The organism is Mesorhizobium sp. M6A.T.Ce.TU.002.03.1.1, from assembly GCF_003997275.1.
Classification (GTDB): Bacteria; Pseudomonadota; Alphaproteobacteria; order Rhizobiales; family Rhizobiaceae; genus Mesorhizobium; species Mesorhizobium mediterraneum.
Genome location: NZ_RZTI01000048.1, coordinates 1 through 24,524 on the forward strand (window position 1 = coordinate 1; position 24,524 = coordinate 24,524).

Consider the following 24,524-nt stretch of genomic DNA (forward strand, 5'->3'; position numbering starts at 1 on the left):
ACGAGCCGCATCTGCTGCGTGTCATCAACAAGATCGTCTCGGCGATCGGCCGACGCGTCGATGAATCGGCGCCGATGGTGGATGCGCGGCTGGAAGATGGGTCGCGTGTCAACATCGCGGTGCGGCCGATCTCGGTGGATGGCCCGTTGGTGTCGATCCGCAAATTCTCCAAAAACCCCTATTCGCTCGAGCGCCTGATGGCGTTCAATTCAATCCGCCAGCCGATGATCGACCTGCTGCGCATCGCGGTGCAGGCACGCAAGTCGATCCTGGTTTCGGGCGGCACCGGCAGCGGCAAGACGACCTTGCTCAACGCTCTGTCGAGCTACATCCCGGCCAGGGAGCGCCTGATCACCATCGAGGACGCGGCGGAACTGCAATTGCAGCAGCCGCATGTCGGCCGGCTCGAAACCCGCCCGCCCAATGTCGAGGGCAAGGGCGAGGTCCGCCAGCGCGAATTGCTCAAGAATGCGCTGCGCATGCGGCCGGACCGCATCATCGTCGGCGAGGTGCGCGGTGAAGAAGCCTTTGACATGCTGCAGGCGATGAACACCGGCCATGAAGGCTCGATGACCACCATCCATGCGAACACGCCACGCGACGCGATCTCGCGGCTCGAACAGATGGTCGGCATGGCGGGGATGCCGATGACCCATGAGTCAATTCGGGCACAGATTGCGTCGGCCATCGACATCATCGTGCAGACACAGCGCCTTTCAGACGGTGGGAGGCGGGTCGTTTCCATCTCGGAGATCACCGGTATGGAAGGCAATGTCGTCCAACTGCAGGAACTTTACCATTTCGTTCGCCGCGATGTGAATGCGGAGGGTCAGATCGTCGGTGAATTTCGCGCCACCGGCATCCGTCCGCGCTTTGCCCAGGAAGCGGCGACGCTCGGCCACCAATTCGCCAAGGATGCCTTCAATCCGCAGGTTCCGCTCTGATGCCGTCGGGCCAGACCTTACTTTACCTCATCTATGTGATGGCGGCGGCGTCGGTTATTCTCGCGGCCGAGGCTCTGTACATGACCTACTCCAAGCGCCGTTCAACGGTCAGCACGATCAACCGTCGGCTGAAGCGGCTCGCTGACGAGGTTCCGGCCGAACAGACCTTGCAGGGATTGCTGCGAGAACGTGGGCTTACCGGCTCGGGTGATTTTCTTTTCAATGCGGTCGGGTTGAACAGGCTATACACTCAATCCGGCATTACCGGGAATCCGCTGTCGTTTGTCGCGATATTTATTCTCGCTGGACTGGTACTGGCACTGGTATTGGCTTTCCTGCTGCACTTCTCAGCGGTGGTTTCGTGTATCATCTTTCTTCTCATCGGATTCGTCCTGCCGTTTCTGGTTCTCCGCCGCGCGCGTGCCAAGCGAATCCAGAAATTCGCGAAGCAATTGCCGGATGCGCTTGACATGATCGTGCGTTCGCTGCGCGCCGGTCATCCGACTTCCGTAGCGATCGGGCTCGTGGCCCGCGAAATGCCTGATCCGCTCGGCACCGAATTCGGCATTGTTTCCGACGAAATCACCTTTGGCCTTAGCCTTGAAAACGCGGTGCGGAAACTGTCGCAACGCGTCGGTTTCGAGGGCCTTCAACTGCTGTCTGTGTCGCTGTCGATTCAGGCCAAGACCGGTGGCAATTTGACCGAGATCCTGTCGAACCTCGCATCGGTGCTGCGCGAACGGCAGAAACTGCGGTTGAAAATCAGGGCGCTTTCCGCCGAAGGCCGAATGTCGGGGTGGATCATTTCATTGTTTCCGCTCTTCATGTTCGGCATCCTCATGGGCATCGCTCCGAGCTACTATGGCGATGTATGGGACAGCCCATTGATCATGCCGGTGTTCCTGGTTTTCGGACTGTGGGCGCTGCTGGGTGACGTTATCATGTACCGTATGGTCAATTTCGATTTTTGAAGGAGCGAGGCTATAGACCTGTTTTCGAATACCCAGGATCTGAGCCTTCTGGTCTCTATCGCTGTTTTCCTGGCGGCGGTGGCGCTTTTCCTGGTTGGCTCGCTCGTCTTCTTGCCGGCGCTGCAGACGAGGAAACTGGTTGCGCAAAGCCTGATGGCAGGGGGCATTCCCAACCGCCGCTCACTTGTAGGACAGGAAGAACTGGCCAGGATCTCGGCACAGCGGCCAGTCGAGGCGTATTTTCGATCGATCGAAAAGGAACGGGACGAGCCCAGCGCCCTGGACGCGAAGCTCTTTCGCGCCGGATTCTACCAATCAAGCGCGCCGCTCATTTATACTCTGTCGCGGCTCGGCGCAGTCTGCGTCGGCTTTGTTGCGACCTATGCACTCCTGTCCCAGATTTTACCGCCCCAATTGCCCAGTCTTGTTGCTTTTGGAGGTTCAGCCTTGCTTGGTCTGGCATGCATTGTCATACCAAGTATCGCGCTCGACCGGTTCGAGAATGGGCAAAAGCAGATCTATCGTCGCGGATTTCCGGATTTCATGGATATGATGATCACCTGCGCCGACGCGGGCATGAGCCTCGAGGCGGCAGTCGAGCGCGTCAGCGATGAACTGGCCGGCACCCATAAATGGCTTGGCATCCAGCTTTCGATCATGAATCTGCAGCTGCGCGCCGGCAAGCCGTTGCGCGAGGCACTGCGCGAACTGTCTGACCGCATCGGCCTTGAAGAGGCACGGGCGCTGGCGGTTCTGTTCCGGCAATCCGAGGAGCTCGGTACAAGTTTGACAGAAGCCCTGCGCGTCTATAGCGACGAAATGCGTGGACAGAGAATCCTTCGGGCCGAAGAACGCGCCAACTCTTTGCCGGTCAAGATGATGATTCCATTGGGGCTGTGCATCTTTCCGGTGGTGATGATGGTCGTCATGCTGCCTGTCATCATTCGGATGAAGGGCATTTTCTTCTAGGCAGGTGTATGCTTTGGTCGAAATACAGAGTCGGTGAGAACTCTTTTGGGGGACGAAATGACAGGGCCAATGCGCCTCGCAGCCGTAGCCGGTTTGCTTCTTATCGTGCTTTCCGGCTGTCAGACGGCTGGTACCAGCGGCGTCGTGCGCACCAACGAGCCCTCAAAAGGTGACGTGACTGCCTTTGGCGATGCCTTCGACGGGCTGAAGACGGTCAGCGACGTCGAGTACTATGCCTCGGACCAGGCTGTCGCCGAAGCCAAGAACCAGTTCCGCGCGGAAAACTACGGCAATGCCGGCGCCCTGTTCTACAAGGCGACGCAACTGGCGCCCAATGATGGTGGTGCCTGGATGGGCCTGGCCGCCTCTAGCGATCGCATCCGCCGCTTCGACCTCTCCGACCTGGCCTATCGCCAGGCCTTCCGGCTCGTCGGCGGGACACCCGAATATTACAACAATGTCGGCTATTCCTATCTGCTGCGCGGCAAGCTGCAGGACGCGCGCAGCAGTTTCCTCAAGGCCTATGAGCTGGCGCCCAACGATCCGACCGTGGCCAACAATCTGCAGCTCCTGTCGTCCAGCGTGAAGAATCTCGAGCGGTAAGGCGATAGCATGTTGCTCGCCGCATCGCTGCTGCTGAAGGGGCTAGCGATTCCTTTGCTGGCAAGGATCGCCTGGCTCGACTTTACCACCCAGAAGATATCCAACCAGAATGTGCTGCTGCTGCTTTGCCTGGGTCTGGGCTCGCTGCAGCTCCTGTCGGTGCAATCCGGGTCGTGGTGGGACATGGGCCTGAGCGCGCTTGCCGGTCTTTTGCTGTTTGTTGCGCTCTTTCCGTTCTGGGCCATGCGCAAGATCGGGGCTGGCGACGTCAAGCTGATGGCGGTGGTGCCGTTGCTGATCGGCGGCAGCGGCCTCCTTGTGTTCTCCGCACTGCTGCTTCTTTTCGCCCTCGCCACGGCGTTGATCGTGAAAAATCCGTTCATGCTGCCGCAAGGCGCTTTCCGCTTGTATGTTCAGCACCTGGACCGCAAAGGCGTTGTGCCGTTTGGCGTGCCGATCTCGCTCGCAGCGATCTGCACGATAGCGTTTCAGCTCTATAGCAACTTGACGGTTGTAGGCGGCTTCTCGGTCTGACACTCGTGGCGCGCAAATCACCTTCTCAATTAACCTTTCGGAAACCATTAACTTGCGCTCAATTCGGCGAAGTGCTTGGATTGGGTCTTGCCGGCGGGGCGCGGTATGGACATTTTCAATCTCAAAGCGCTTTTGATTGCGGTTCTGATCTTCGTTCCGATCGAGCGCCTGTTCGCTCTAAGGCCAGGTCAAAAGATCCTCAGGAAAGCCTTCTTCAACGATCTCATCTACGCTCTGTTCAATGGCGTTCCTATAAGCCTTGGCCTGATTGCGGCTGTTACACTGGCAACGAGCACGGTGGGGCGGCTGGTGCCGGTCTATATCAGTAGCGCAGTTTCATCACAGCCATATTGGCTCCAGGTTATAGAAATCATTGTCATCGCGGACATTGGTTTTTACTCGGCACACCGAGCCCTTCACGCCGTTCCATTTTTGTGGCGCTTCCATGCGATTCATCACAGCATTGAAGAACTTGATTGGCTTGCAGCGCACAGGATTCATCCTGTTGACCTGGCGCTGACAAAAAGCGTGTCACTCGTGCCTGTATATCTGCTGGGTTTCAGCAACCCAGCGATCATCGTGTTCGCGTTTGTCTTTTACGCCCACGGCCTGTTGCTGCACGCCAACGTCAAGCTAAACATCGGTCCGCTTCGATGGCTGATCGCCTCACCTCAGTTCCATCATTGGCATCACGCTCATGAGCGCGCTGCGTACGACAAGAATTTCGCTGGCCAACTTTCATTCATCGACGCGCTGTTTGGGACGATGTACCTGCCTGGCAAAGCGGTGCCGGAGCGCTATGGCGTCGATGATCCCATTCCACCAACTTACGTCGAGCAACTCGCCTATCCGTTTATTCCGAAGGGCAAAATCCATGAAGCTCCCACCAGCGGCGACGCGTGATTTCATCGGGCGCGCAACGATGACACTTTACTTCACATTCTGCGCGACTTTGAAGGCCGGAGTATTGGTTATAGCTCTTCGCGGCGCTGAATGGCCCATAGCGCGAATTATCGGGGTCGTAGCAGACGTTGCCGCTCTCGGCTTCCTTGTACTCGTTGTTGCTACGACAGTGGCGCGTCTTCCGCCGCTGAAGACAGCGCAGGGACTGGAACCCCGAATCTCGGCGCTGGTCGGATGCTTTGCCACCGTAACTTTGATTGCTGTCCCTCGAGTCGAGATACTTCCGCAGATTGAGCTCACTGCCAACCTGATTACCATCATCGGCTTCGCGCTTTGCGTTTGGTGCCTATGGTGGCTCGGCAGATCGTTCAGCATCGCTGCCCAGGCCAGACGGCTCGTCACCGCAGGCCCCTATCAAATCGTGCGGCACCCGCTCTATGTCTGCGAGGCGATCGTCCTGCTCGGCATTCTTCTCGGTAATCCGACATGGGCAACAGTCGCAATCTGCGCGATCGCCCTCGCATTCCAATACCGGCGGATAATCAACGAGGAGAGGGTCTTGCGAGCGACGTTTCCCGAATATCATGAATACGCCCAGCGCATTCCGATGCTCTTGCCCCGTTTCTCTGGCGCATCTTTGCCGGCGCCTGACCCGCGATAGCCTATGTCGCATCTCAAAACACGCTCAAGGCGGGTAAATTCATCCAATGCTGCGGTGAGGATTATGGGCGCAAGAAACTACCTTTACGCAACGTTGTTCACTTCAGGCCTGCTTGGGGCTGTTGACCTGCTGTGGCTGCCCTATTCGACCGTCCGCTTTTCGCCACTTAACTGGCATGACATTAGAGCAGTGGCACTATGCATCTGCTTGGCTGGTTTGGTTTCGTGGCTTGTCACGCGGCGCCTACGGGATGATTGCTCGCGGGCAGGCCAATTTGTTCGCCGGGCATCCGATTTCCTTGGAAGCTTGGTGCTTGTCGCGGCAGCCTTTGTCCCACTGCTGATCTGCACGACTATTCTAATGCATGTGGCCAGCGCCACTGGGCGCCCGCTTGCCGACCCGGTGCTCGCCGCTATCGATGCGCGAATGGGCTTCGATTGGCTTTGGTTCCTCTCCGTCACAAATAATCAGCTGGTAGCTCCTGTGCTGATCTTTGCCTACCATGCGCTCGGACCACAGGTGCCGTTTGTCCTATTGTTGAATATAGCCACAAACAGAAATGACAGGAGCCTGCAGTTCATCGCGATGCTAGCCGTCTCATCGGTGCTCGCTGGAGCGATAATGACGCTCGTACCGGCCGAAGGCGCCTATGCGTACTTCAAGCCAACTGCAGAACAGTTCAACCATTTTACAGCCCGGGCAGGCATGTGGCATCACGAGACTTTGATGGCACTGCGATCCGGAGAACCGTTCGATCTGATCATGACCAGAAGCAATGGACTGGTTACCTTCCCGTCTTACCATACAACTCTCGGTATAATAGTCGTCTATGCGCTTCGCGACTATCGCTGGCTGATGTGGCCGATAGCTGTTTTGAATGCTCTGATGATCATCGCCACCCTTCCCGAGGGTGGGCATCACCTGATTGATGTGCTTGCTGGCGCAATGGTTGGCGTGGCTTCGATTTTTGCCGTGAGAATGATTGGCGCTTATGAGCGCGGAAAGGCCGACAGCGTCGCGAGATCAGCGGTGGGATCGGAAGCCGGCCGCTGAGTCGGAAAGTTCGCCGTACTTAAATCACAGAAAAAGTACGCGGGACTCCTCTAAGTGCCTGAAACTATGGCGATCCCGACAGGCGGGACGAAGACGCTACCGGGTGGGGGATTTGTGTGACGTGCCCGATCGTGATGGCGGAGTCGACAGGGCGCGTCCGCTCATGTTTTGGCGCTACTTTATTGAAACCATGGTGATCCCGACAGGAATCGATCCTGTGACCTACAGTTAGGAAACTTCCTGCAAGCCTTGTGGAGCAAGGCCTTGCTTGGCCATGTCGCGTCCATGTCGCAGTCACTGCAGAAGAGCCGCCTCGGCATTGGCCAGTTCGGTGGCATCGTCGGCCCGAGGAAACAGGTGGCCGTAGGCGTCCGTCGTCAGGCCGGGGACATGATAGATGCGCTCACCGGTGTCGATTGAAATATTGCCCTTGATGTCACAGCCAGCAGACGAGACGAATGCACTTACCGCATTCGCCAGATTGGATGAGTTCGACCACAGGTAATTGCCCGCTGCAGCGCCGCCCATGGCAGCGACAAGTATCCAGCCATATGGAATGCTGTTGCGGGGCTTTGCTTTGCCCCATGGAAGATCGGCCATTGCCATCTCTCCCCCAAGGGGAGAATGCGTTGGGGCCGGCGGCTTCGTCAAGCGGCTGCCAATGCAAGGCTTGACCTTGGATCGAGGTCGTGGTCCCTTTACCAAAAAGGGGGGGAACCAACCCCCATGAAGAAGAAGCTGAAATTCAATTCAGCCAAAGTCCGAAGCGAACTGGTCGAGATCCAAGGCGGGAAATGCTACTATTGCAGGGAACCGTTCACCGAGACCGGACCGAAGCAAGCCACCCTAGAGCACAAGAAGCCCAAAATGCTTGGCGGCACGAACGAGCGGTCCAATCTGGCCGCCGCTTGCCGTAAGTGCAATCAGAGTGCCGGCCGGCGAATGAACGCTGCCAAGCAACGAAAAGCTATGGGCGCCGAGCGCTCGAATGCGCCCGGAGTCTGAATGCGCGACAGCGAACTGACAGATCGTCCAGGCCGCGGCTGGACGCCCTGGGCGGAAGGCACCGGCGAGAGCGCCATCGATAAGATCTGGTGGGCGGCAAGGGGTCTTGCACTTTCCCAAGCTGAACGTTTCATGCTGGTTCGACGGTTCCGATCTCGTCGGTATCGAGTACTGGGGATATCGCCAGCCTCAATGGTGTATGCGGAAGAAGCCGGCCGACTGGCAGCCTTTGCCCGACGTCTACCGATTGGCGCGCGAGGAGGAAAAGCTGGCGGCGATAAAGCGATTCCAGGCCGGAGTTCAGGCCAGGGCTTTGCAGCGCCTCATTCAGGCCAGCGAGAAGCGCCGGCGTGCGCGAGGCGCTGAGAGCGGCCAGCCGGAACGCGCGCTGGTGGGGCTCCTAAGGGCTAATCCAAGGGGCACTGGCACGCGAGCTTCCACTCTTCAGCCTGTATGATTCAGTAGTCTGGTGGAGGTGTCACGACGATGTTCGGTATTGGCGCGATCGATGCCTTCTACGGTAATCGCGAACATCCCGTTTTCGACCCTTCCTATCCAGCCTTTTGCTTTTAGATACCAGAGATGAAACTCCAGATGTTCACGCGGACAGCCCGACATGCGTTCGAGTTCTTCATCGCCAATTCCAGGCTTGTTGACGTCTTGTCGGCGTTTGACATAAAGTAGCGAGAGCAGTTTGGCTTGAATGACGCCGTCCCGTTCGATTCCTTTAGTGTTGCTGACTTCCTCAATCAACTCGCGGCGAAGTTTCAAATTGTCTTTATACTGAATGTCGTACTGCACGCGCTTGAGAGGATCTTTGAGAGTATTATGGGCCTCCGCGATTTCACTGAAGCGTGATGCATCGCCGGTATCCTGATTGTCGGGATGGTAGCGCATAGCAAAATAACGAAATACCCGTTCTATCGTTTCCGAGTTGGCGTTCGGGCTGATTTCTAGGAGTTCGTAGTAATCAATGAACAAAGTGGTGCTCCCACAACATCGCTATTGCGCACACAGTCGAGAGACCGTCGCCGGAGTGTCTTGCGGTCATAGCTAGTCGATGATGCCCATCAACACGTTGAAGGCCAGAAATCCGCGCTTGCGGGTCTCTACTCGCTCAATTCGTGGCATTAGTCCCCCCTCCCGTTTTGCAGATACTAGCGCGCAAGCTTCGCCCCTGCAAAGGGTTGCCCTCATTCCGGTCATCCGCCGATATACGTCGGCTCGCGTCAGACGCCAGTGTTGAGGTCGATGGACCGTAGGTTCAGTTCAATGACGCCCAAGACCGTTTTCGGGTGCTGGGATTTATCATCATTGGTGGAATTCTGGGGATTCTCGGTTTCTGGCTGGTCCCGATCGCGTTGTCCGTTTTGGTTCCTTACAACAAAGAGGTGTTCGGCTCGTCGCTGTTCCTCTTCATAGCGTGGATATTCATCAACGTGCATCACTACTTTCTGGATAACGTTATGTGGAGACGAGGCAATCCAGAGGTATCAAAATATCTGTTCCGCTAGTCATTTGCCGCGATGATCTTGGTGATGGCCCAGATAGGCGCCGGCCGAGCGCAGCCACATCGAGCGTAAGCAGTATGATTTGCACGGCTCGGGCTACTCGCGCGTTGGTGGCGCGCGCCCACGGCTATTGCCAAGGCGATCGGCCCGCGCCTGGCGGCAACGCGGATCTTAACCTCACCGATCGAACCGGCTTCATCACAATGAACGGCGACAATCTCAATGAGTCAGGGCATGACCGGGGCATCGGAATTCTACTGGATCGAATAGATGTGTTGGCTGGGAAATAGCACAGTTAGGCGCTCCGCGAAGGTGATGGCTGAGGCTGAGCGCGCCGAACGCGCCGCGAAGACAGCAAGATTGAGGTCGCTTCGTATGGCGACTCAGAGTGACTTAAATGTTTCGTTTCCGGAGGAGCTCGATTGCTCGCTCCTCATCGCGGCATTGATTCAAGGCGAATCATCGGGCCAGCCTTTCAACCGTCTCAATGATGGCTTTGGCAAGGGCTTCGCCTTCATGGACAGACTCGCGGCCGTAGGGCAGTAGCACGGCTTCCGCGCTCGGCAGCACGCCGGCCGGCAGGTCTGTTCAATAGCCATGCGAACCAGCTTGAGGAGGCCCAGGTGTTGTAGATGTTCTCCTAGGCTTCCATGCTAGTCCGCCATGTCGCGCAAGGGCGTCCTGCGCTTCTGCGGCCGGCATTTCTCCACTCGTACTTGGGGCATGCGCGCCCAAAGTCTGAAAGCCTATGAAATTCGTCGCACTTAATTAGCAAAAAGTACGGCGATTGGTCGCAAAGTAGTTGAAAACTATGGTGATCCCGACAGGAATCGAACCTGTGACCTACAGATTAGGAATCTGCCGCTCTATCCTACTGAGCTACGGGACCACGCGGCCCGACACATAGCCGCTTCGGACCGTTTCGCCAAGAGGCGCTCTGCACCCAATCGGTCGGTTTCGACGATGGCCGTTGAAGCACAGCCGTCGAGAGGCTTCTGCTCACAATTCGAAATTGATCATCACCACTCTATAGACTGATCCGGGAGGGTTGGACCGCAAAGATAACCTGGGGATGGCGGAACTTCGGACCACCGCTGCGATTTAGTGTGCCGAAGGAGATACCGCATGAGCGCCACAAAAGAGTTCTTTGAAACCTGGCTCCGGGAGAACGTCGGCGATCTGCCCGCCGAGAGCGAAGTGAGCGTGGCCGTCCTGGTGCAGCAATTCGAGCAAGATGCCGACGCGGCCGGCTATGGTCACGAGGTACGCGAAGACGAGATCGGCGACATCGAAGAGGCCATTGAGAAAGCTCTGCACAAGGCCCGGACAGGCGAACAGCCGCAGGCTACAGACCCGGTCGAAGAGAGTGATCTGGCGCCCGTCATGGAAGCGCTGAAGGTCGACGACTCGAAGAGCGGCCCGTAGCGATCCAGGCAACATCGGTTGGTAGCCGACGGATGGCCTGCGGTTGCGGCTCTCCCCTTCCACTCTACATGACCCGGCATGATAGATGCCAAACACATCACACTCGGTGTTGTGATCGGCGTGGCAATCGGCGTCGCGTTGGACAACATCATTGCAGGCATCGGGATCGGCATTGCGCTAGGCATTGCCTTCGGTCTTGCGCGGAAGCCGTCCGGTCGGAAGTGACGATCGGAGCATCGCCACGTCCTGAGCTCGATGGCCTTGTCGCCATCTCAAAATCGCAGCGCACCCTCAGGTCAAGCCGAGGACGGGCTCAGGCACATTCATCAGGCGGCCAGCGCCGTCTCCGCCAGCTTCACCCAATAGCTCATGCCGTGCGGGATGACCTCGTCGTTGAAGTCGTAGGCCGGGTTGTGCAGACCCGCGGTGTCGCCATTGCCGATGAAGATGAAGGCGCCCGGCCGCGCCTCCAGCATATAAGAGAAATCCTCGCCGCCCATCACCGGCTGGATGGCTCGGTGCACATGGGCGTCGCCGGCGATATCAGCCGCGACGTCACTGGCAAAGACCGTCTCTTCAGCATGGTTGAAGGTGACGGGATAATTGGCTTTGTAATCGACCTCGATCGTTGCGCCGAAGGCCGCGCCTACTCCCTCGCAGATGGCGCGCACGCGCTCTTCCGCCTTCCTGGCGACCTCCTTCTTCAGCGTGCGCACGGTGCCGGCGATCTCGGCGCTCTCGGGAATGATGTTGTAGGCGTCGCCGGCGTGGAATTTCGTTACCGATACCACGACAGCTTCGACCGGATCGGTGCTGCGCGAGGCGATCGTCTGCAGAGCACCGACGAGCTGGCTGGTGATGACGATCGGGTCGATCGTGCCGTGCGGCATCGCCGCATGCCCGCCCCGGCCCTTGACGGTGATGGTGAATTCGGCGGTGGCCGCCATGATCGGGCCCGGCTTGATGGCGAACTGGCCGACCGGCAGGCCCGGCATGTTGTGCATGCCGAATACTTTGGAGATGTCGAAGCGCTCCATCATCCCATCCTTGACCATCTCGTTGCCGCCGCCACCGCCTTCTTCGGCCGGCTGGAAGATCACCGCGACGGAGCCAGCGAAATTGCGCGTCTCGGCAAGATATTTGGCAGCACCCAAGAGCATCGCGGTGTGGCCGTCATGGCCGCAGGCGTGCATCTTGCCCGGAACGGTCGAGGCGTAGGATTTGCCGGTGATCTCATTGAGCGGCAGCGCGTCCATGTCGGCGCGCAGGCCGATGGTCGTACCTTCGCCCAGGCGGCCGCGGATGATGCCGACGACGCCTGTCTTGCCGAGCCCGGTCACCACGTCGTCGCAACCGAAGGCCTTCAGCTTCTCGGTGACGAAGGCGGCGGTCTTGAAGACGTCGAAATTCAGCTCTGGCGTCTGGTGCAAATGGCGGCGCCAGCCGGCGACCTCGTCTTGCATTTCGGCGGCGCGGTTCAGGATCGGCATGATGGTTCCATCTCGCTGTTGGAGCAGACGGGTTCTGCCTGCTGCTTTGCAATTGTGCCTACTGTTACAATTGTCATTCAGGCACTTTGCCATCTTGACGTCACATAGGGTAAATAGCACCGCAAGACTGGGATCCGGGTAGAGGGCCGGATCACTATGCTGGCGATCGCGTAACAATCTTACGGAGCCAGAGGCGACTGCGGCAAGAGGCGATTTCGGATTCCATGCGGTACAAGCATTTCCCTAGACTATTGCTGGCGGGCGCGGTGGCGCTTCCGGTGCTGGCCGGGCCGGCTCTCGCCAATCCGACGATCGTGTTCGACCTGGAGAATGGCAAGATCCTCCAGCATCAGGAGGCTTTCAAGCGCTGGTATCCTGCCTCGCTGACCAAGTTGATGACCGCTTATGTGGCATTTCGTGCGATTGCCGCGGGCGAGGTCCAGCTCGATTCGCCGATCAAGGTCACGAAACGTTCCGCCAGCGAGCCGCCGAGCAAAATGGGCTTCAAGCCGGGCTCGGTCATGCGGCTCGACAATGCGCTGAAGATGATGCTGGTCAAATCGGCCAATGACGTCGCCATGGCCGTCGGCGAGAACATTGGCGGTTCGCAAGCCGCTTTCGCCGAACGCATGAACACCGAGGCACGCCGGCTCGGCATGACCGGATCGCATTTCGTCAATCCGAACGGGCTCTTTTCGCCGGACCAGTATACGACGGCGCGCGACCTCGGTTTGCTGGTGATGGCGATCCGCACGGAATTCCCGCAATATGCCCCATGGTTCTCGATCGAGGGCCTCGCCGTCGGCAAGAAGCAGATCTCGAACTACAATCTTCTGATCGGCCGCTATCCGGGCGCCGACGGCATGAAGACGGGCTTCGTCTGCCCCTCGGGCTTCAACATGATTGGCTCGGCAACGCGAAACGGCCGCACGCTGGTCGCCGTCGTGCTTGGCGAACAGTCGACCATCACCCGCGCCGAGACCACGGCGAGACTGCTCGACCAGGGCTTCACGGCGCAAGAGCCGAACTGGGTCACGGTCGCGGCGCTGCCTGCCTATGGCGACACGACATCGGTCAATGACATGCGTGACGAGCTTTGCAAGAAGAAGCCGGCTAAGGAGCAGTCGGAAGCTGCCGTCCCCGTCGGCGATAAGGATGCGCCAAAATCGCCCTATCGGGAAAAGCTCGACCATGTGCCGACATTGGTCGCCGTCGGCCTTGGCGGCGCCACCGGGCCGAAGCCGAAGGCGATGCTCGATACATCGGGCCGGGAATATGCCGACGTGCCGTTGCCGAGCTGGCGCCCCGACCTGCCGACGCCGCCCGGTGCCGAGCCCACAGTTATCGGTTCCGCCACGGCGGCCAAAGGCGGCCAGCCCGCCAAGGCCTTGAACTAGCCTGATGAGCAGCGGCTTCCCAATCCCTGTCTCGGTGCTGACCGGCTTTCTCGGCGCCGGCAAGACGACGCTGCTCAACCGGCTGCTCAGGGATCCAGCACTCGCCGATACCGCCGTCATCATCAACGAGTTCGGCGAGGTGGCAATCGACCATCTCCTGGTCGAACAGGCCTCCGACGGCATCATCCAGCTCTCCGACGGCTGTCTCTGCTGCACGGTGCGCGGTGAGCTGGTCGACACGCTGGCTGATCTCGTCGACCGGCTGCAGACCGGCCGTATCGCCCGGCTTGCCCGCGTCGTCATCGAAACCACCGGCCTCGCCGATCCGGCGCCGGTGCTGCAGTCGATCATGGCGCATCCGGCGCTGGTCCAGGCCTTTCGGCTCGACGGCGTCATCACGCTGGTCGACGCGGTCAACGCCAATGCGACGCTGGACGCCCATGTCGAGGCGGTGAAGCAGGTGGCCGTCGCCGACCGCATCGTGCTGACGAAAGCCGATCTGGTCACCGATCCGCGCGACGTCGAGACCTTGCGGGCCCGGCTGCGGCAGATCAATCCGGGTGCCGAACTGCTCGAGGCCGGTGACAAAAGGACCGATGTAGCGGCGCTGTTCGATTGCGGCCTCTACAACCCAGCCACCAAGTCCGCCGAGGTGCAACGCTGGCTCGGCGAGGAAGCCGCCCATGATCACCACCATGGCGACCATGACCACGACGACCATGGCCATGACCACGATAGCGACCATCGGCACGATTCCCGCGTGCGCTCCTACTCGCTCGTTCATGACGGGCCGGTGCCGTTTTCGGCGATCGAGATGTTCCTCGACCTGTTGCGATCGGCGCATGGCGAGCGCCTGCTGCGCATGAAGGGCGTCATCGAGTTGCTGGAAGACCCGGCGCGGCCGCTGGTCGTCCACGGCGTGCAGAAGATCCTGCATCCGCCGGCGCGGCTGCCGTCCTGGCCGGACGGCCAACGCGGCACAAGGCTGGTGCTGATCACGCTCGACATGCCGGAGGACTATGTCCGCCGGCTGTTTGCCGCCTTCACCAACCGGCCGTCGATAGACACACCCGACCGCGCAGCGCTGGAAAACAACCCGCTGGCCATCGCCGGGCGTTGATTTTAACCTATTGGTTAACCACGATCTTTTCCGAAAACCGGATTCCACTTTTCGGGATCATGGTCTAGCGACTGCTCGCCGCGCTCGACTAGAAAGCGATGGGCGCCCGAAACCGCTGCCGTTTCGACCAAGCGATGGCCGGCATCGGTGCAGAAAGCAGGAATATCGAGGACGGCCAGCGGGTCAGTGGTTTCCAGCCAGAGCCTGCTGCCCGGCCGCATCGCAGCCAGCCGCTTTTTTGCTTTCAGCACAGGCAGGGGGCAGTTCAGGCCCTTGAGGTCATAGACGGAAGTAGGCTTGGCCAAGCGCGAGAACCTCAGCCGCCGAACATGCCGAGCAGTTTGTTCTTCAGCTTTGTCACCCTGCTTTGATCGGCATTGGCCGCCTGCGTTTCGGCCGGGGCGGCAGCTTGGGGCGACGCGATTGTCGCGGTGGCGACAGGCGCTTCGGCCGCGGCCACGGCATCCCCCTCTTCGGCCAGCGAATTAATCTTGGCCGCTTCCGTTTCGGCCAGAGCCTGAGCCTTGGCCGCCTCTTTCTCGGCTTTGGCCGCCTCTATGGCGGCAAGCCTTTGCTCTTCGGCCTTCTGCTTGGCGGCTTTCTCCGCATCCAGCGCGGCCATCTTCCGGCCGGCCGGCGAATCGATGCGGCCCATGCGCGCCGTCTCTGTCACCGAGCCGTCGGCGTTGAACGACGGCGGCTCGATCGGCACGCGTTCGCCACGGGCGCGCTTTTTCGACCACTCGGAAACGATGCTGGCTTCCTTGATGCCGGCGATGGTTGGCTTGGGGGCCGGCACGCTGGCTTTGACCGCGCCGTTGAAAGCCGCTTCGTAGGTGCTCTGGTAGGCATTGAAGGCGCTCTTCAACGAATCCGGCTGCGTCGTCGTGGGGCAGGCGCCGGCCGGATCGAATGTCGCGCCGTCGGCCGCGACCTGGTTGAAGACGTAGCGCTTCTCGCAGACGTCGACCTTCGGCGGCACCTTGGTGATCTCGAAATTGTCGTAGCCGACCTTCAGCATCTTCCAGAATTCGTAGTTCGGATCCTTGCGATAACGCGCCATGTTGGCGGCGGTCATGCGGAACGGAAAGGCCTGGATCTGGAATTCGGTCTGCCCGCCCTGGAACGCATCGCGGCCGAAGGCGTAGATTTGCTCGATCTGCGCGTCGGTCATCGAATAGCAGCCCGACGACGAGCAGGCGCCATGGACCATCAGATGAGAACCGGTGCGGCCATTGGCGCGGTCGTAGGCGTTGGGATAGCCGATGTTGAAGGCAAGGTGGTAGCTCGACCGCGGATTCATCTGCGCCGGACGGACCGTATAGAAGCCTTCCGGCGCCTGGCGGTCGCCTTCGGTGAATTTGGGACCCAGCTTGCCCGACCATTTGCATATGTCGTAGCTGGCGACCAAGTCGTAGCGGCCGTTGGTCTTGGCCTTCCAGATTTCGAGCTTGCCCTCTTCCTTGAAGATGCGGGCCATCACCGGCGAGGTGCGGGTCATGCCCTTGGCCTTCATGCCGGCCAGGATCTTGTCGGGCAGCGGCTTGTTGGCCTGGGGGGCAAAATCCTTCATCGAAGAATCATTGCAGCCGGCGACCCCTATCGCGGCAATCAGAAGTCCGGTGCGGGCGAGCTTGGCAAACATGGGTATGGCTATGTCTTTTCTTTCGGACCGCAGGCATCAGCGCCGCCAGGCCCAACCCTAAGCCCGTTAACCTTGAAAATTCCTTACCGCAAGCGCCGGGCGCATCCCCTTACGGCAATTTGATTGAACCGAATGCCGCGGCATTTTTGTGGCGGACGTGCTCAATCTCGCCACATTGCGGCGCCGAACCTCGTCTTGCTAAAGGTTTCGCCCCATAGCCAGGTATTTCTCGCGGCGCTGCTCACGAAAATCGGTGTTGGCGCCGGAGAATTCCTTCATCGTCTTGGCGATGAGGTCGCCGGTGGCGGCGATGACCGCTTCCGGGCCACGATGGGCGCCGCCCAGCGGTTCGGGAATGATGGCGTCAATGATCTTCAGCTCCAGCAGATCCTGGGCGGTGATCTTCATGTTGGTCGCTGCATCCTTCGAGCGGGTGGTGTCGCGCCACAGGATCGATGCGGCGCCTTCCGGCGAGATCACCGAATAGATGGCGTGTTCGAGCATGTAGACGCGGTTGGCGGTGGCGATCGCGATGGCACCGCCTGAGCCGCCTTCGCCGATGACCACCGAGATCGACGGCACCTTCAGGCCGAGACAGGCCGATGTCGAGCGGGCAATGGCTTCCGCTTGGCCACGCTCCTCGGCGTTGACGCCGGGATAGGCGCCGGCCGTGTCGACCAGCGTCAGCAACGGGATGTTGAAACGGTCGGCGAGTTCCATCAGCCGCACCGCCTTGCGGTAGCCTTCCGGTCGCACCGAGCCGAAATTGTGCTTCAGCCGGCTGGCCGTGTCCGAACCTTTTTCCTGGCCGATGATCGCCACCGGCTCGCCACGAAAGCGGGCAAAGCCGCCGACGATCGCCTGATCCTCGCCGAAATTGCGGTCGCCGGCAAGCGGCGTGAAATCGTTGAACAGGCCTTTGATGTAGTCGATGCAATGCGGCCTGTCCGGATGGCGCGCCACCTGCACCTTCTGCCACGGGGTCAGCGCCTTGTAGGCGTCGCGCAGGGCGTCGCGCGAACGCTTCTCAAGACGGCTGATCTCATCGCCGACATCGACCGCCTCGCCATTCTCGGCGAGTTTCTTCAGCTCGAGGATCTTGCCTTCGAGATCGGCGACCGGCTTTTCGAAATCGAGGTAATTGTACATTCTTGAGCGGACCGATAGACCGGGAGGCAATGACTGGCGGAACCCAGGAAACAGAGGCTCCGGGCGATGGAACGTGGTCCTCACATAGCGATATGACGCCTAGTCGGCAAGCGGATGATGATCGTTGACCAGCCGCACCAGCCGCTCCTCCAGCACATGCGTGTAAATCTGCGTCGTTGAAATATCGGCATGGCCAAGCAACTGCTGCACGGCCCTGAGGTCGGCGCCGTTCTGCAGGAGATGGCTGGCGAAAGCATGGCGCAGCACATGCGGCGATATTTTCGCCGAGGCGATGCCGGCCCGCGCCGCAAGGCCCTTCAGGTCGCGGGCGAAGACCTGCCTGGAGAGATAGCCGCTATCGCCTGCTGCCGGAAACAGGAACGGGCTGTCTGCGAGAGCCGGCACCGTTGCCCGGGCAGAGAGCCAGGTCCGCATCGCCATGCGCGCCTTTGCCGACAGCGGAACCATGCGTTCCTTGTCGCCCTTGCCACGCACCATGAAGAAACGATCGTCGCGCAGCGCTACCGTCACCGGCAGGCCGACCAGTTCGGAAACGCGCAGGCCGGTGGCGTAGAGCACCTCGACCAGTGCATGCAGGCGCAGCGCCGCCAGGCTGTCGCCATCGTTCAGCGAGGCGTCAGCTGCCTCTTGCGCCGCACGGTCGATCAGCCGGCCGGTGTCGGCCTCGCTCATCGTCTTCGGCAGCGGCCGGCCCTTCTTCGGGCTGTCCAGGGTTCCGGTCGGGTCGTCGCCGCGCAGGCCTTCAGCGTAAAGGAATTTAAAGAATTGGCGGATCGCCGACAGTTTGCGTGCCTGCGAGGTGGCGGCAAAACCGCGCGCGGCGATATCGTCGAGATAGGCGCGGATATCGCCGGCGGCGGCGCCCGCAAGCCCGCCATCGATCTCGGCCGAAGCGTCTTCGAGGTCGCGGCGATAGCTGGAAAGCGTGTTTTCGGCTGCGCCCCGCTCGGCGCTCATCATTTCCAGAAAGGCTTCGATGCGGGCTGCGCTGTTCATTTCTTTGGGTCAGTTTTCCTGGGATCAGTTTTTCTTGGGATTGAGCTTTTCCGGAGGAATGCGCACGCTCATTTCGGCCTTTCTCGGCTCGACGAACATCGCCAGAGCGAACATCGCGCCATAGACAATGCCGGCCAGAATCGTGAGCGTCACGACAAAGCGGAACAGTGTCGGCATCAATTTTCGCCCGTCTTCTTGTTCTGCGTTTCCAAACCCTGTGCCCTTATGAGACGCCAATCCGGCCAATTCAAGGACGAAGCTCGGCGCGCGCCACGCTTGACGCAAACAGGCTTTTGATGTCGATACGCCGGCAACGAGGTCCGTATGAGCGCGCTACCAGCAAATCCTCCTGACGAGAGCCATGCCGCGCTGCTCAGCCGGCTGGGCAACCGTTCCATCGTCTTTGTCGGCCTCATGGGCGCCGGCAAGACGGCGATCGGCCGCAAGGTGGCGGGGATCCTGGGACTGCCTTTCATCGACAGCGATCAGGAGATCGAAAGCGTGTCGCGCATGAGCGTCCCCGAATTGTTCGAACGCTATGGCGAGACCGAGTTCCGGGCGCTCGAGCAGCGCGTCATCCTGCGCGTGCTGGAGCACGGCCCGCAGGTGCTGTCGACGGGCGGCGGCGCCTTCATGAGCGCGCAGACGCGGGAGGCGATCGCCGGCCATGGCGTGTCGGTATGGCTGAAGGCCGATATCAATCTCTTGATGGACCGCGTTTCCAAGAAGCAGAACCGGCCGCTCTTGAAAAGCGCCGATCCCCGCGCCGTGATCGAGCGGTTGATGGCCGAGCGCTATCCGGTCTACGCAGGCGCCGATGTCACCGTGCCGACCCGCGACGATCGCAAGGAGGTCATTGCGGCCGAGGTGGTGAGCGCGCTTTGCGGGTATTTCGGCGTTGCGGCCGCGACAGGCGAGGTGCGGTCGTGAGCGTCAATGCGACAGTCACCGTCGAAGTCGGGCTTGGCGATCGTGCCTATGACATTTTAATCGGCTCCGGCCTGCTTTCGCGCGCGGGCACCGAGATTTCGCGTCGCCTTCCAGGCACGCGCGCCGCGGTGGTCACCGACGACAATGTCGCCGCAGCACACCTCGAAACGTTGAAGGCCGGCCTCGAAAAGGGCGGCATTCAGCCTGCCGTCATCACGTTGCCGGCTGGGGAAAAGACCAAGAGTTTCGCGCATCTCGAGGAGGTGGTGGACGGCGTGCTGGCAGCCAGGCTTGAGCGCGGCGATGTCGTCATCGCGCTCGGCGGCGGTGTCATCGGCGACCTGGCCGGATTTGCCGCCGGCATCGTGCGCCGCGGCATGAATTTCGTGCAGATACCGACTTCGCTGCTCGCGCAGGTCGACTCTTCGGTCGGCGGCAAGACCGGCATCAACAGCGCGCGCGGCAAGAACCTCGTCGGCGTCTTCCATCAGCCGAAACTGGTGCTGGCCGATACCGAAGTGCTTGACACGCTGCCGATCCGGGAATTTAGGGCCGGTTATGCCGAACTCGCCAAATACGGGCTCATCGATCGCCCTGGCTTCTTCGCCTGGCTGGAGGAAAACTGGGGCAAAGTGTTTGCCGGCGGCCCGGAGCGGGCCGAAGCCATCGCCGAAGCCTGCCGCGCCAAGGCCGATGTCGTCGCCCGCGACGAGTTCGAGACCGGCGACCGCGCGTTGCTCAATCTCGGCCACACGTTCGGTCACGCGCTGGAGGCCGCCACCCGCTATGACAGCGCCCGTCTCGTCCACGGTGAGGGGGTCGCCATCGGCATGGCGCTGGCTTATCGCTTTTCATCCAGGCTCAATCTGGCAAGTCCCGACGATGCGGCGCGGGTCGAGGCGCACCTTCGCGCCGTCGGCCTGCCTTGGCGCATGACCGACATTCCGGGCGAACTGCCTGATGCCGAGGCGCTGCTCGCCTTCATCACCCAGGACAAGAAGGTGTCGCGCGGCGCGCTGACCTTCATCCTGACGCGCGGCATCGGCCAGGCCTTCATCGCCAGGGACGTGCCGGCGTCGGAAGTGCTGTCGTTTCTAAGGGAGAACCATCCGGGTCAGCACAGCCGTCCGGGTCAGCAGAAAAGCCGCCCGGGTCAGCAGAAAAGCCGCCCGGGATGAACGACACCGGCTGGATTGTCGCTGCTGTCCTGGCCGGGCTCGGCTTGCTCGCTTTCGCCTTTCGCGCGCGGCTGCTCGCCGCCTTCGGCTATGAACTGCAGCGCATCGAGCCGCAGCATTCGAACCATGATGAACCGCGCGGCGCCGTCGATGATGTTCGGCGCAATGGCCAGGCGGTGCGCGAGGATCGCGCCCGCATCGGCCGCCTGTCCGATCTCGACGAGCTCGAAGTGTCCGATGTCATGGTCCACCGCACCAATATGCGCTCGGTCAACGCCGACAATCCGCCGGAAGCGGTGGTGCGCGAGATCCTGCAGAGCCCGCATACCCGCATGCCCTTGTGGAAGGGCTCACTCGACAACATCGTCGGTGTGTTGCATGCCAAGGACCTGCTGCGCGCGCTGAACGATGTCGGCAACGACTTTTCCCAGATCGACGTGATGAAGATCGCGACAAAACCGTGGTTCGTGCCCGACACCACGACGCTGCAGGAACAGCTCAATGCCTTCCTGCGTCGCAAGGCGCATTTCGCCATCGTCGTCGACGAGTATGGCGAGGTCGAGGGACTGGTGACGCTGGAGGATATCATCGAGGAGATCGTCGGCGAGATCGCCGACGAGCACGATATCGACATTCAGGGCGTCAAGCAGGAAGCCGACGGCTCCGTCGTCGTCGACGGTACTGTGCCGATCCGCGACCTGAACCGGGCACTCGACTGGGACCTGCCGGACGAGGAAGCCACCACCATTGCCGGTCTCGTCATCCACGAGACGCAATTGATCCCGGACGAGAAGCAGGCTTTCACCTTTCACGGCAAGCGCTTCGTCGTCATGAAGCGCGACAAGAACCGGATCGCAAGGCTGAGGATCAGGCCGGCCGGCGACATTTAGCTTCTTGTCCCGGCTAACCAATCCTTGACTGGACGCTCGCCGCGCCAGCGTGCACTTTCGACTGGGCTGTCTGGAGATGACGGTGATCGATCGGCGAACCCTGCTTTTGATGTCGATGGCTTTGCTGCCTGCCAGCGCTTCAGCGTCATCGCGCCGGCGCTCGCCGTCTCCGCAAACGTTCGACTACGGACCGGCCAAGCTCGACATCTACTCGCGCGATGGCGCAACCGGCTTGCCTGTGGTCATTTTTATCCATGGCGGTGCCTGGCGGGCCGGCAACCGCACCAACGTCGACGTTAAGCCGGACTTCCTGCTCGACAATGGCTTCTGCTTCGTCTCCATCGACTATCGGATGCTGCCTAAGGCCGATGTCGCCACCCAGGCCGACGATGTCGAGCAGGCATATCGCTACGTGCGCGCCAACATCGCCAGACACGGCGGCGATCCGAACCGGATAGCGGTCATGGGCCATTCGGCCGGCTGCTATCTCGCTGCGTTGACCGGGCTGCGCGGCGGTCTGCCCGGCGTTGCGGCGCTGGTTCTGAACGATACCAAGGCCTATGATCTGGAGGCGCTTGCGAGGAGCGGCGGCATGACGCGGGCCTATGCCAGGGCCTTTCCCGATCCGGCGCAATGGCGCGCGCTGTCGCCAGCCTTCCATGCCGGGAGCCGCAAGCATCCGCCGGCCTTCGTCGCCTATTCGCGCGCATCGGGTCGTGCGGCAGCCTCACAGGCCTTCGCCGAGCGCCTGCGGGCAACCGGAACGGAAGTCATTTTGTTCGACGGCAGCGCCTATTCGCACACGTCGATCAATCGCGATTTCGGCGACGAGGGCGACGCCTTGACCCGTGCGGTGATGATTTTCCTGAAGGCAGCGCTCGGCTGATGCCTACCACCTGGTCTTTTCGTCCGGCGCGGCCGGCTCGATCGCCAGCGCATGGACACCGGCCTTCAGCTCGTCGGCCAGCAATTCGTTGACCGCGCGGTGGCGTTCGATGCGGCTCATGCCGGCAAAGGCTGAGGAGACGATGCGAACGCGGAAATGCGTCTCGCCGGTGCCGTCATAGGTGCCGTGATGGTCGGAGTCCTGATGGTGATGGCCGGCATGGAGATGGCTTTCGTTGATGATGATCAGCCGCTCCGGCGAGAACGCCTTCTTCAACTTGCCTTCCATCGTTGACTGTATGGACATTCGTATTTCCCTTCACCACATATGGCTGGCGTATGACCCCCGAAAATCGGTGCTCTTTGCGCGTCCAGGAGGACGCGTAAAGCCGTCGCCGCGACAAAATTCGCCAATCGCCCGCTTTATGCCGCGATTCAGCGGTTAGGGCGATCATCGCGAAAATGTCAATTCTTGTTTCGCACCGGCGAACAGCCCATAAATGGGTGAGATGAAACCGTACCCCAAATATTTCGAGAAAATCCGCATCCGCCCGGAGAAGGATGCGGAGCTGAAGTCGCGCTCGCCGATCTGCCAGTGGGACGGTTGCAAGGAGGCCGGCACCCATCGCGCGCCAGTCGGGCGCATGAAGGAGGGCGAGTATTTTCAGTTCTGCTTCGATCATGTGCGCGAGTACAACAAAGGCTTCAATTATTTCTCCGGTGTCCCCGACACCGAGATCGCCCGCTTCCAGAAGGAGGCGATGACCGGCCACCGGCCGACATGGAAGATGGGCGTCAACGGCGCCTCGACGCGCTCCTCGCCTGATTTTGCCCAGCAGCGTTCCGGCCGCGCCGGCTACTACAACCGCATGCGCGATCCGTTCGACCTGTTCAAAGGTCCGAAGGATCCGCGCGAGGTGCGCGAGCGCAAGGCCAAGCCGCTTGAGGCCAAGGCGCTGGAAACGCTTGGCCTTGATACAAAGGCGACTGGCAAGGATATCAAGGCGCGCTATAAGGAACTGGTGAAACGCCACCATCCGGATGCGAATGGCGGCGACAGAGGTTCGGAAGACCGGTTCCGCGATGTGCTCCAGGCATATCGCGTGCTCAAGCAGGCAGGATTGTGCTGAGCGACCTTACGGTTCGTGTCGTTTTCCAACTTTCATAAGGTTGGAAAAGGCTCTAAGACCGCCCCCGGACAAAATAGATTGCCGGCGAAATCAGGCGTTTCGCCCGTGGAGACGTTGATAGTGATGAACAAGGTCGATCGCGACATCGCCAACCTGCCCGACACCACGGTGTCGGTGAAGGAGAAATTTGGCTTCGAGTCCAAGATGGTGGTGCCGGCCTACTCGGTGACGAGCGAGCATGTGCCCGACATCGATCCGGACTATCTGTTCGACAAGAACACGACGATGGCGATCCTCGCCGGCTTCGCCTACAACCGCCGCGTCATGGTGTCGGGCTATCACGGCACCGGCAAATCGACGCATATCGAGCAGGTCGCCGCCCGTCTCAACTGGCCGTGCGTGCGCGTCAATCTCGACAGCCATGTCAGCCGTATCGATCTCGTCGGCAAGGATGCGATCGTCGTCAAGGACGGGCTGCAGATCACCGAGTTTCGCGACGGCATCCTGCCCTGGGCCTATCAGCACAATGTCGCGCTGTGCTTCGACGAATACGATGCCGGCCGTCCGGACGTGATGTTCGTCATCCAGCGCGTGCTGGAATCGTCCGGCCGGCTGACGCTGCTCGACCAGAGCCGGGTTATCCGCCCGCATCCGGCATTCCGGCTGTTTTCCACCGCCAACACGGTCGGGCTGGGCGATACCACCGGTCTCTATCACGGCACCCAGCAGATCAACCAAGCGCAGATGGACCGTTGGTCGATCGTCACCACGCTGAATTATCTGCCGCACGACAATGAGGTGAACATTGTGCTGGCCAAGGCCAAGCACTATCGCGACGGCAAGGGCAAGGAGATCGTCAACAAGATGGTGCGTGTCGCCGACATGACGCGTTCGGCCTTTATCAACGGCGATCTTTCGACTGTCATGAGCCCGCGCACGGTCATCACCTGGGCCGAGAATGCCGAGATCTTCGGCGATATCGGCATGGCGTTCCGGCTGACCTTCCTCAACAAGTGCGACGAGCTGGAACGCTCGCTCGTGGCCGAGTTCTACCAGCGCGCCTTCGGCGAGGATCTGCCGGAGAGCGCCGCCAATGTGGTGCTGGGCTAAGCAG

30 protein-coding genes and 1 tRNA gene are annotated in these 24,524 nt (G+C 60.5%); 20 read left to right on the forward strand and 11 right to left on the reverse strand.

Annotated elements, in window-relative coordinates; translation table 11 throughout:
- The 8 genes from EOC93_RS16080 to EOC93_RS16115 all read left to right on the forward strand — a co-directional run.
- On the forward strand, positions 1-944 hold a 944-nt coding region (locus EOC93_RS16080), incomplete at its 5' end, for a CpaF family protein (RefSeq protein ID WP_164759158.1).
- Positions 944-1,915, forward strand: coding sequence for a type II secretion system F family protein (locus tag EOC93_RS16085; RefSeq protein ID WP_127205101.1), 972 nt, complete (start codon positions 944-946; stop codon positions 1,913-1,915). The genes EOC93_RS16080 and EOC93_RS16085, both read left to right, overlap by 1 nt.
- Before the next feature lie 18 nt (positions 1,916-1,933).
- Entirely contained in the window at positions 1,934-2,884 is a 951-nt protein-coding gene (locus EOC93_RS16090; RefSeq protein WP_127205102.1) for a type II secretion system F family protein, read from the forward strand.
- A gap of 69 nt (positions 2,885-2,953) precedes the next feature.
- Positions 2,954-3,487 (forward strand): tetratricopeptide repeat protein, encoded by a 534-nt coding sequence (locus EOC93_RS16095; protein ID WP_127205103.1) that lies wholly within the window; start codon positions 2,954-2,956, stop codon positions 3,485-3,487.
- 9 nt (positions 3,488-3,496) lie between these two features.
- Positions 3,497-4,021: a prepilin peptidase gene (locus EOC93_RS16100; protein ID WP_127205104.1), complete on the forward strand. Its 525-nt coding sequence runs from the start codon at positions 3,497-3,499 to the stop codon at positions 4,019-4,021.
- Positions 4,022-4,126: 105 nt separating this feature from the next.
- On the forward strand, positions 4,127-4,924 hold the full coding sequence (locus EOC93_RS16105) for a sterol desaturase family protein (RefSeq protein WP_127205105.1): 798 nt from the start codon (positions 4,127-4,129) through the stop codon (positions 4,922-4,924).
- A complete protein-coding gene (locus tag EOC93_RS16110; RefSeq protein ID WP_164759160.1) occupies positions 4,896-5,585 on the forward strand; it encodes an isoprenylcysteine carboxylmethyltransferase family protein in 690 nt (229 codons plus the stop codon). The genes EOC93_RS16105 and EOC93_RS16110 overlap by 29 nt, the downstream gene beginning before the upstream one ends.
- A 3-nt stretch (positions 5,586-5,588) precedes the next feature.
- Positions 5,589-6,638 (forward strand): phosphatase PAP2 family protein, encoded by a 1,050-nt coding sequence (locus tag EOC93_RS16115; RefSeq protein WP_127205106.1) that lies wholly within the window; start codon positions 5,589-5,591, stop codon positions 6,636-6,638.
- Between the two features lie 294 nt (positions 6,639-6,932).
- Here the strand turns inward: EOC93_RS16115 and EOC93_RS16120 are convergent, their stop codons facing one another.
- A complete protein-coding gene (locus EOC93_RS16120; RefSeq protein WP_127205107.1) occupies positions 6,933-7,238 on the reverse strand; it encodes a hypothetical protein in 306 nt (101 codons plus the stop codon).
- 126 nt (positions 7,239-7,364) lie between these two features.
- Between EOC93_RS16120 and EOC93_RS16125 the strand changes: the two genes are divergently transcribed.
- Positions 7,365-7,643 carry an HNH endonuclease gene (locus EOC93_RS16125; RefSeq protein ID WP_164547101.1) on the forward strand — a complete coding sequence of 93 codons (279 nt, stop codon included), beginning with the start codon at positions 7,365-7,367 and terminating at the stop codon, positions 7,641-7,643.
- Between the two features lie 444 nt (positions 7,644-8,087).
- On the opposite strand, the gene EOC93_RS16130 is transcribed toward EOC93_RS16125, so the two are convergent.
- Together EOC93_RS16130 and EOC93_RS34450 are read right to left on the reverse strand one after the other, a co-directional pair.
- Positions 8,088-8,624, reverse strand: coding sequence for a J domain-containing protein (locus EOC93_RS16130; protein WP_127205109.1), 537 nt, complete (start codon positions 8,622-8,624; stop codon positions 8,088-8,090).
- 248 nt (positions 8,625-8,872) lie between these two features.
- Positions 8,873-9,088 (reverse strand): hypothetical protein, encoded by a 216-nt coding sequence (locus EOC93_RS34450; protein ID WP_206437548.1) that lies wholly within the window; start codon positions 9,086-9,088, stop codon positions 8,873-8,875.
- A gap of 381 nt (positions 9,089-9,469) precedes the next feature.
- On the opposite strand from EOC93_RS34450, the gene EOC93_RS16140 reads away from it, so the two are divergent.
- On the forward strand, positions 9,470-9,700 hold the full coding sequence (locus EOC93_RS16140; protein WP_127205110.1) for a hypothetical protein: 231 nt from the start codon (positions 9,470-9,472) through the stop codon (positions 9,698-9,700).
- A 266-nt stretch (positions 9,701-9,966) separates the two neighbouring features.
- Here the strand turns inward: EOC93_RS16140 and EOC93_RS16145 are convergent.
- Positions 9,967-10,043: transfer RNA gene (locus EOC93_RS16145), tRNA-Arg, on the reverse strand.
- A 236-nt stretch (positions 10,044-10,279) separates the two neighbouring features.
- Here EOC93_RS16145 and EOC93_RS16150 point away from each other — a divergent pair.
- On the forward strand, positions 10,280-10,579 hold the full coding sequence (locus tag EOC93_RS16150; protein ID WP_095485916.1) for a DUF768 domain-containing protein: 300 nt from the start codon (positions 10,280-10,282) through the stop codon (positions 10,577-10,579).
- Positions 10,580-10,657: 78 nt separating this feature from the next.
- A complete protein-coding gene (locus EOC93_RS34115) occupies positions 10,658-10,804 on the forward strand; it encodes a hypothetical protein (RefSeq protein WP_164547102.1) in 147 nt (48 codons plus the stop codon).
- Between the two features lie 101 nt (positions 10,805-10,905).
- On the opposite strand, the gene EOC93_RS16155 is transcribed toward EOC93_RS34115, so the two are convergent.
- Positions 10,906-12,069, reverse strand: coding sequence for a M20 aminoacylase family protein (locus EOC93_RS16155; protein WP_127205111.1), 1,164 nt, complete (start codon positions 12,067-12,069; stop codon positions 10,906-10,908).
- 224 nt (positions 12,070-12,293) lie between these two features.
- Here EOC93_RS16155 and EOC93_RS16160 point away from each other — a divergent pair, with 224 nt between their 5' ends.
- Together EOC93_RS16160 and EOC93_RS16165 are read left to right on the forward strand one after the other, a co-directional pair.
- Entirely contained in the window at positions 12,294-13,466 is a 1,173-nt protein-coding gene (locus tag EOC93_RS16160; protein WP_127205112.1) for a D-alanyl-D-alanine carboxypeptidase family protein, read from the forward strand.
- 4 nt (positions 13,467-13,470) lie between these two features.
- Positions 13,471-14,586 carry a GTP-binding protein gene (locus EOC93_RS16165; protein WP_095485919.1) on the forward strand — a complete coding sequence of 372 codons (1,116 nt, stop codon included), beginning with the start codon at positions 13,471-13,473 and terminating at the stop codon, positions 14,584-14,586.
- A 14-nt stretch (positions 14,587-14,600) separates the two neighbouring features.
- On the opposite strand, the gene EOC93_RS16170 is transcribed toward EOC93_RS16165, so the two are convergent.
- The 5 genes from EOC93_RS16170 to EOC93_RS16190 form a co-directional block, all read right to left on the reverse strand.
- The gene (locus EOC93_RS16170) at positions 14,601-14,891 is read right to left on the reverse strand and encodes a sulfurtransferase TusA family protein (protein WP_127205113.1); all 291 of its coding nucleotides are present in this window, start codon (positions 14,889-14,891) and stop codon (positions 14,601-14,603) included.
- An 11-nt stretch (positions 14,892-14,902) separates the two neighbouring features.
- Positions 14,903-16,231, reverse strand: coding sequence for a murein L,D-transpeptidase family protein (locus tag EOC93_RS16175; RefSeq protein WP_095485921.1), 1,329 nt, complete (start codon positions 16,229-16,231; stop codon positions 14,903-14,905).
- A 198-nt stretch (positions 16,232-16,429) separates the two neighbouring features.
- Positions 16,430-17,380: an acetyl-CoA carboxylase carboxyltransferase subunit alpha gene (locus tag EOC93_RS16180; RefSeq protein ID WP_095485922.1), complete on the reverse strand. Its 951-nt coding sequence runs from the start codon at positions 17,378-17,380 to the stop codon at positions 16,430-16,432.
- A 99-nt stretch (positions 17,381-17,479) separates the two neighbouring features.
- The gene (locus EOC93_RS16185) at positions 17,480-18,397 is read right to left on the reverse strand and encodes a site-specific tyrosine recombinase XerD (RefSeq protein WP_127205114.1); all 918 of its coding nucleotides are present in this window, start codon (positions 18,395-18,397) and stop codon (positions 17,480-17,482) included.
- Positions 18,398-18,421: 24 nt separating this feature from the next.
- The gene (locus EOC93_RS16190; protein WP_095485924.1) at positions 18,422-18,574 is read right to left on the reverse strand and encodes a histidine kinase; all 153 of its coding nucleotides are present in this window, start codon (positions 18,572-18,574) and stop codon (positions 18,422-18,424) included.
- 147 nt (positions 18,575-18,721) lie between these two features.
- On the opposite strand from EOC93_RS16190, the gene EOC93_RS16195 reads away from it, so the two are divergent.
- From EOC93_RS16195 to EOC93_RS16210, 4 genes are all read left to right on the forward strand, one after another.
- Positions 18,722-19,327 carry a shikimate kinase gene (locus EOC93_RS16195; protein ID WP_127205115.1) on the forward strand — a complete coding sequence of 202 codons (606 nt, stop codon included), beginning with the start codon at positions 18,722-18,724 and terminating at the stop codon, positions 19,325-19,327.
- Complete coding sequence (aroB, locus tag EOC93_RS16200; protein ID WP_127205116.1) at positions 19,324-20,505, forward strand: 3-dehydroquinate synthase; 1,182 nt, start codon at positions 19,324-19,326, stop codon at positions 20,503-20,505. Before EOC93_RS16195 ends, aroB begins: the two co-directional genes overlap by 4 nt.
- Positions 20,502-21,395, forward strand: coding sequence for a transporter associated domain-containing protein (locus EOC93_RS16205; RefSeq protein ID WP_127205117.1), 894 nt, complete (start codon positions 20,502-20,504; stop codon positions 21,393-21,395). The genes aroB and EOC93_RS16205 overlap by 4 nt, the downstream gene beginning before the upstream one ends.
- A gap of 82 nt (positions 21,396-21,477) precedes the next feature.
- Complete coding sequence (locus tag EOC93_RS16210) at positions 21,478-22,281, forward strand: alpha/beta hydrolase (protein WP_127205118.1); 804 nt, start codon at positions 21,478-21,480, stop codon at positions 22,279-22,281.
- 3 nt (positions 22,282-22,284) lie between these two features.
- On the opposite strand, the gene EOC93_RS16215 is transcribed toward EOC93_RS16210, so the two are convergent.
- Positions 22,285-22,587: a BolA family protein gene (locus EOC93_RS16215; RefSeq protein WP_127205119.1), complete on the reverse strand. Its 303-nt coding sequence runs from the start codon at positions 22,585-22,587 to the stop codon at positions 22,285-22,287.
- A 193-nt stretch (positions 22,588-22,780) separates the two neighbouring features.
- Here EOC93_RS16215 and EOC93_RS16220 point away from each other — a divergent pair, with 193 nt between their 5' ends.
- Together EOC93_RS16220 and cobS are read left to right on the forward strand one after the other, a co-directional pair.
- On the forward strand, positions 22,781-23,410 hold the full coding sequence (locus tag EOC93_RS16220) for a J domain-containing protein (RefSeq protein ID WP_095485929.1): 630 nt from the start codon (positions 22,781-22,783) through the stop codon (positions 23,408-23,410).
- A 123-nt stretch (positions 23,411-23,533) separates the two neighbouring features.
- The gene (gene cobS / locus EOC93_RS16225) at positions 23,534-24,520 is read left to right on the forward strand and encodes a cobaltochelatase subunit CobS (RefSeq protein WP_095485930.1); all 987 of its coding nucleotides are present in this window, start codon (positions 23,534-23,536) and stop codon (positions 24,518-24,520) included.
- Positions 24,521-24,524: the final 4 nt, after the last annotated feature.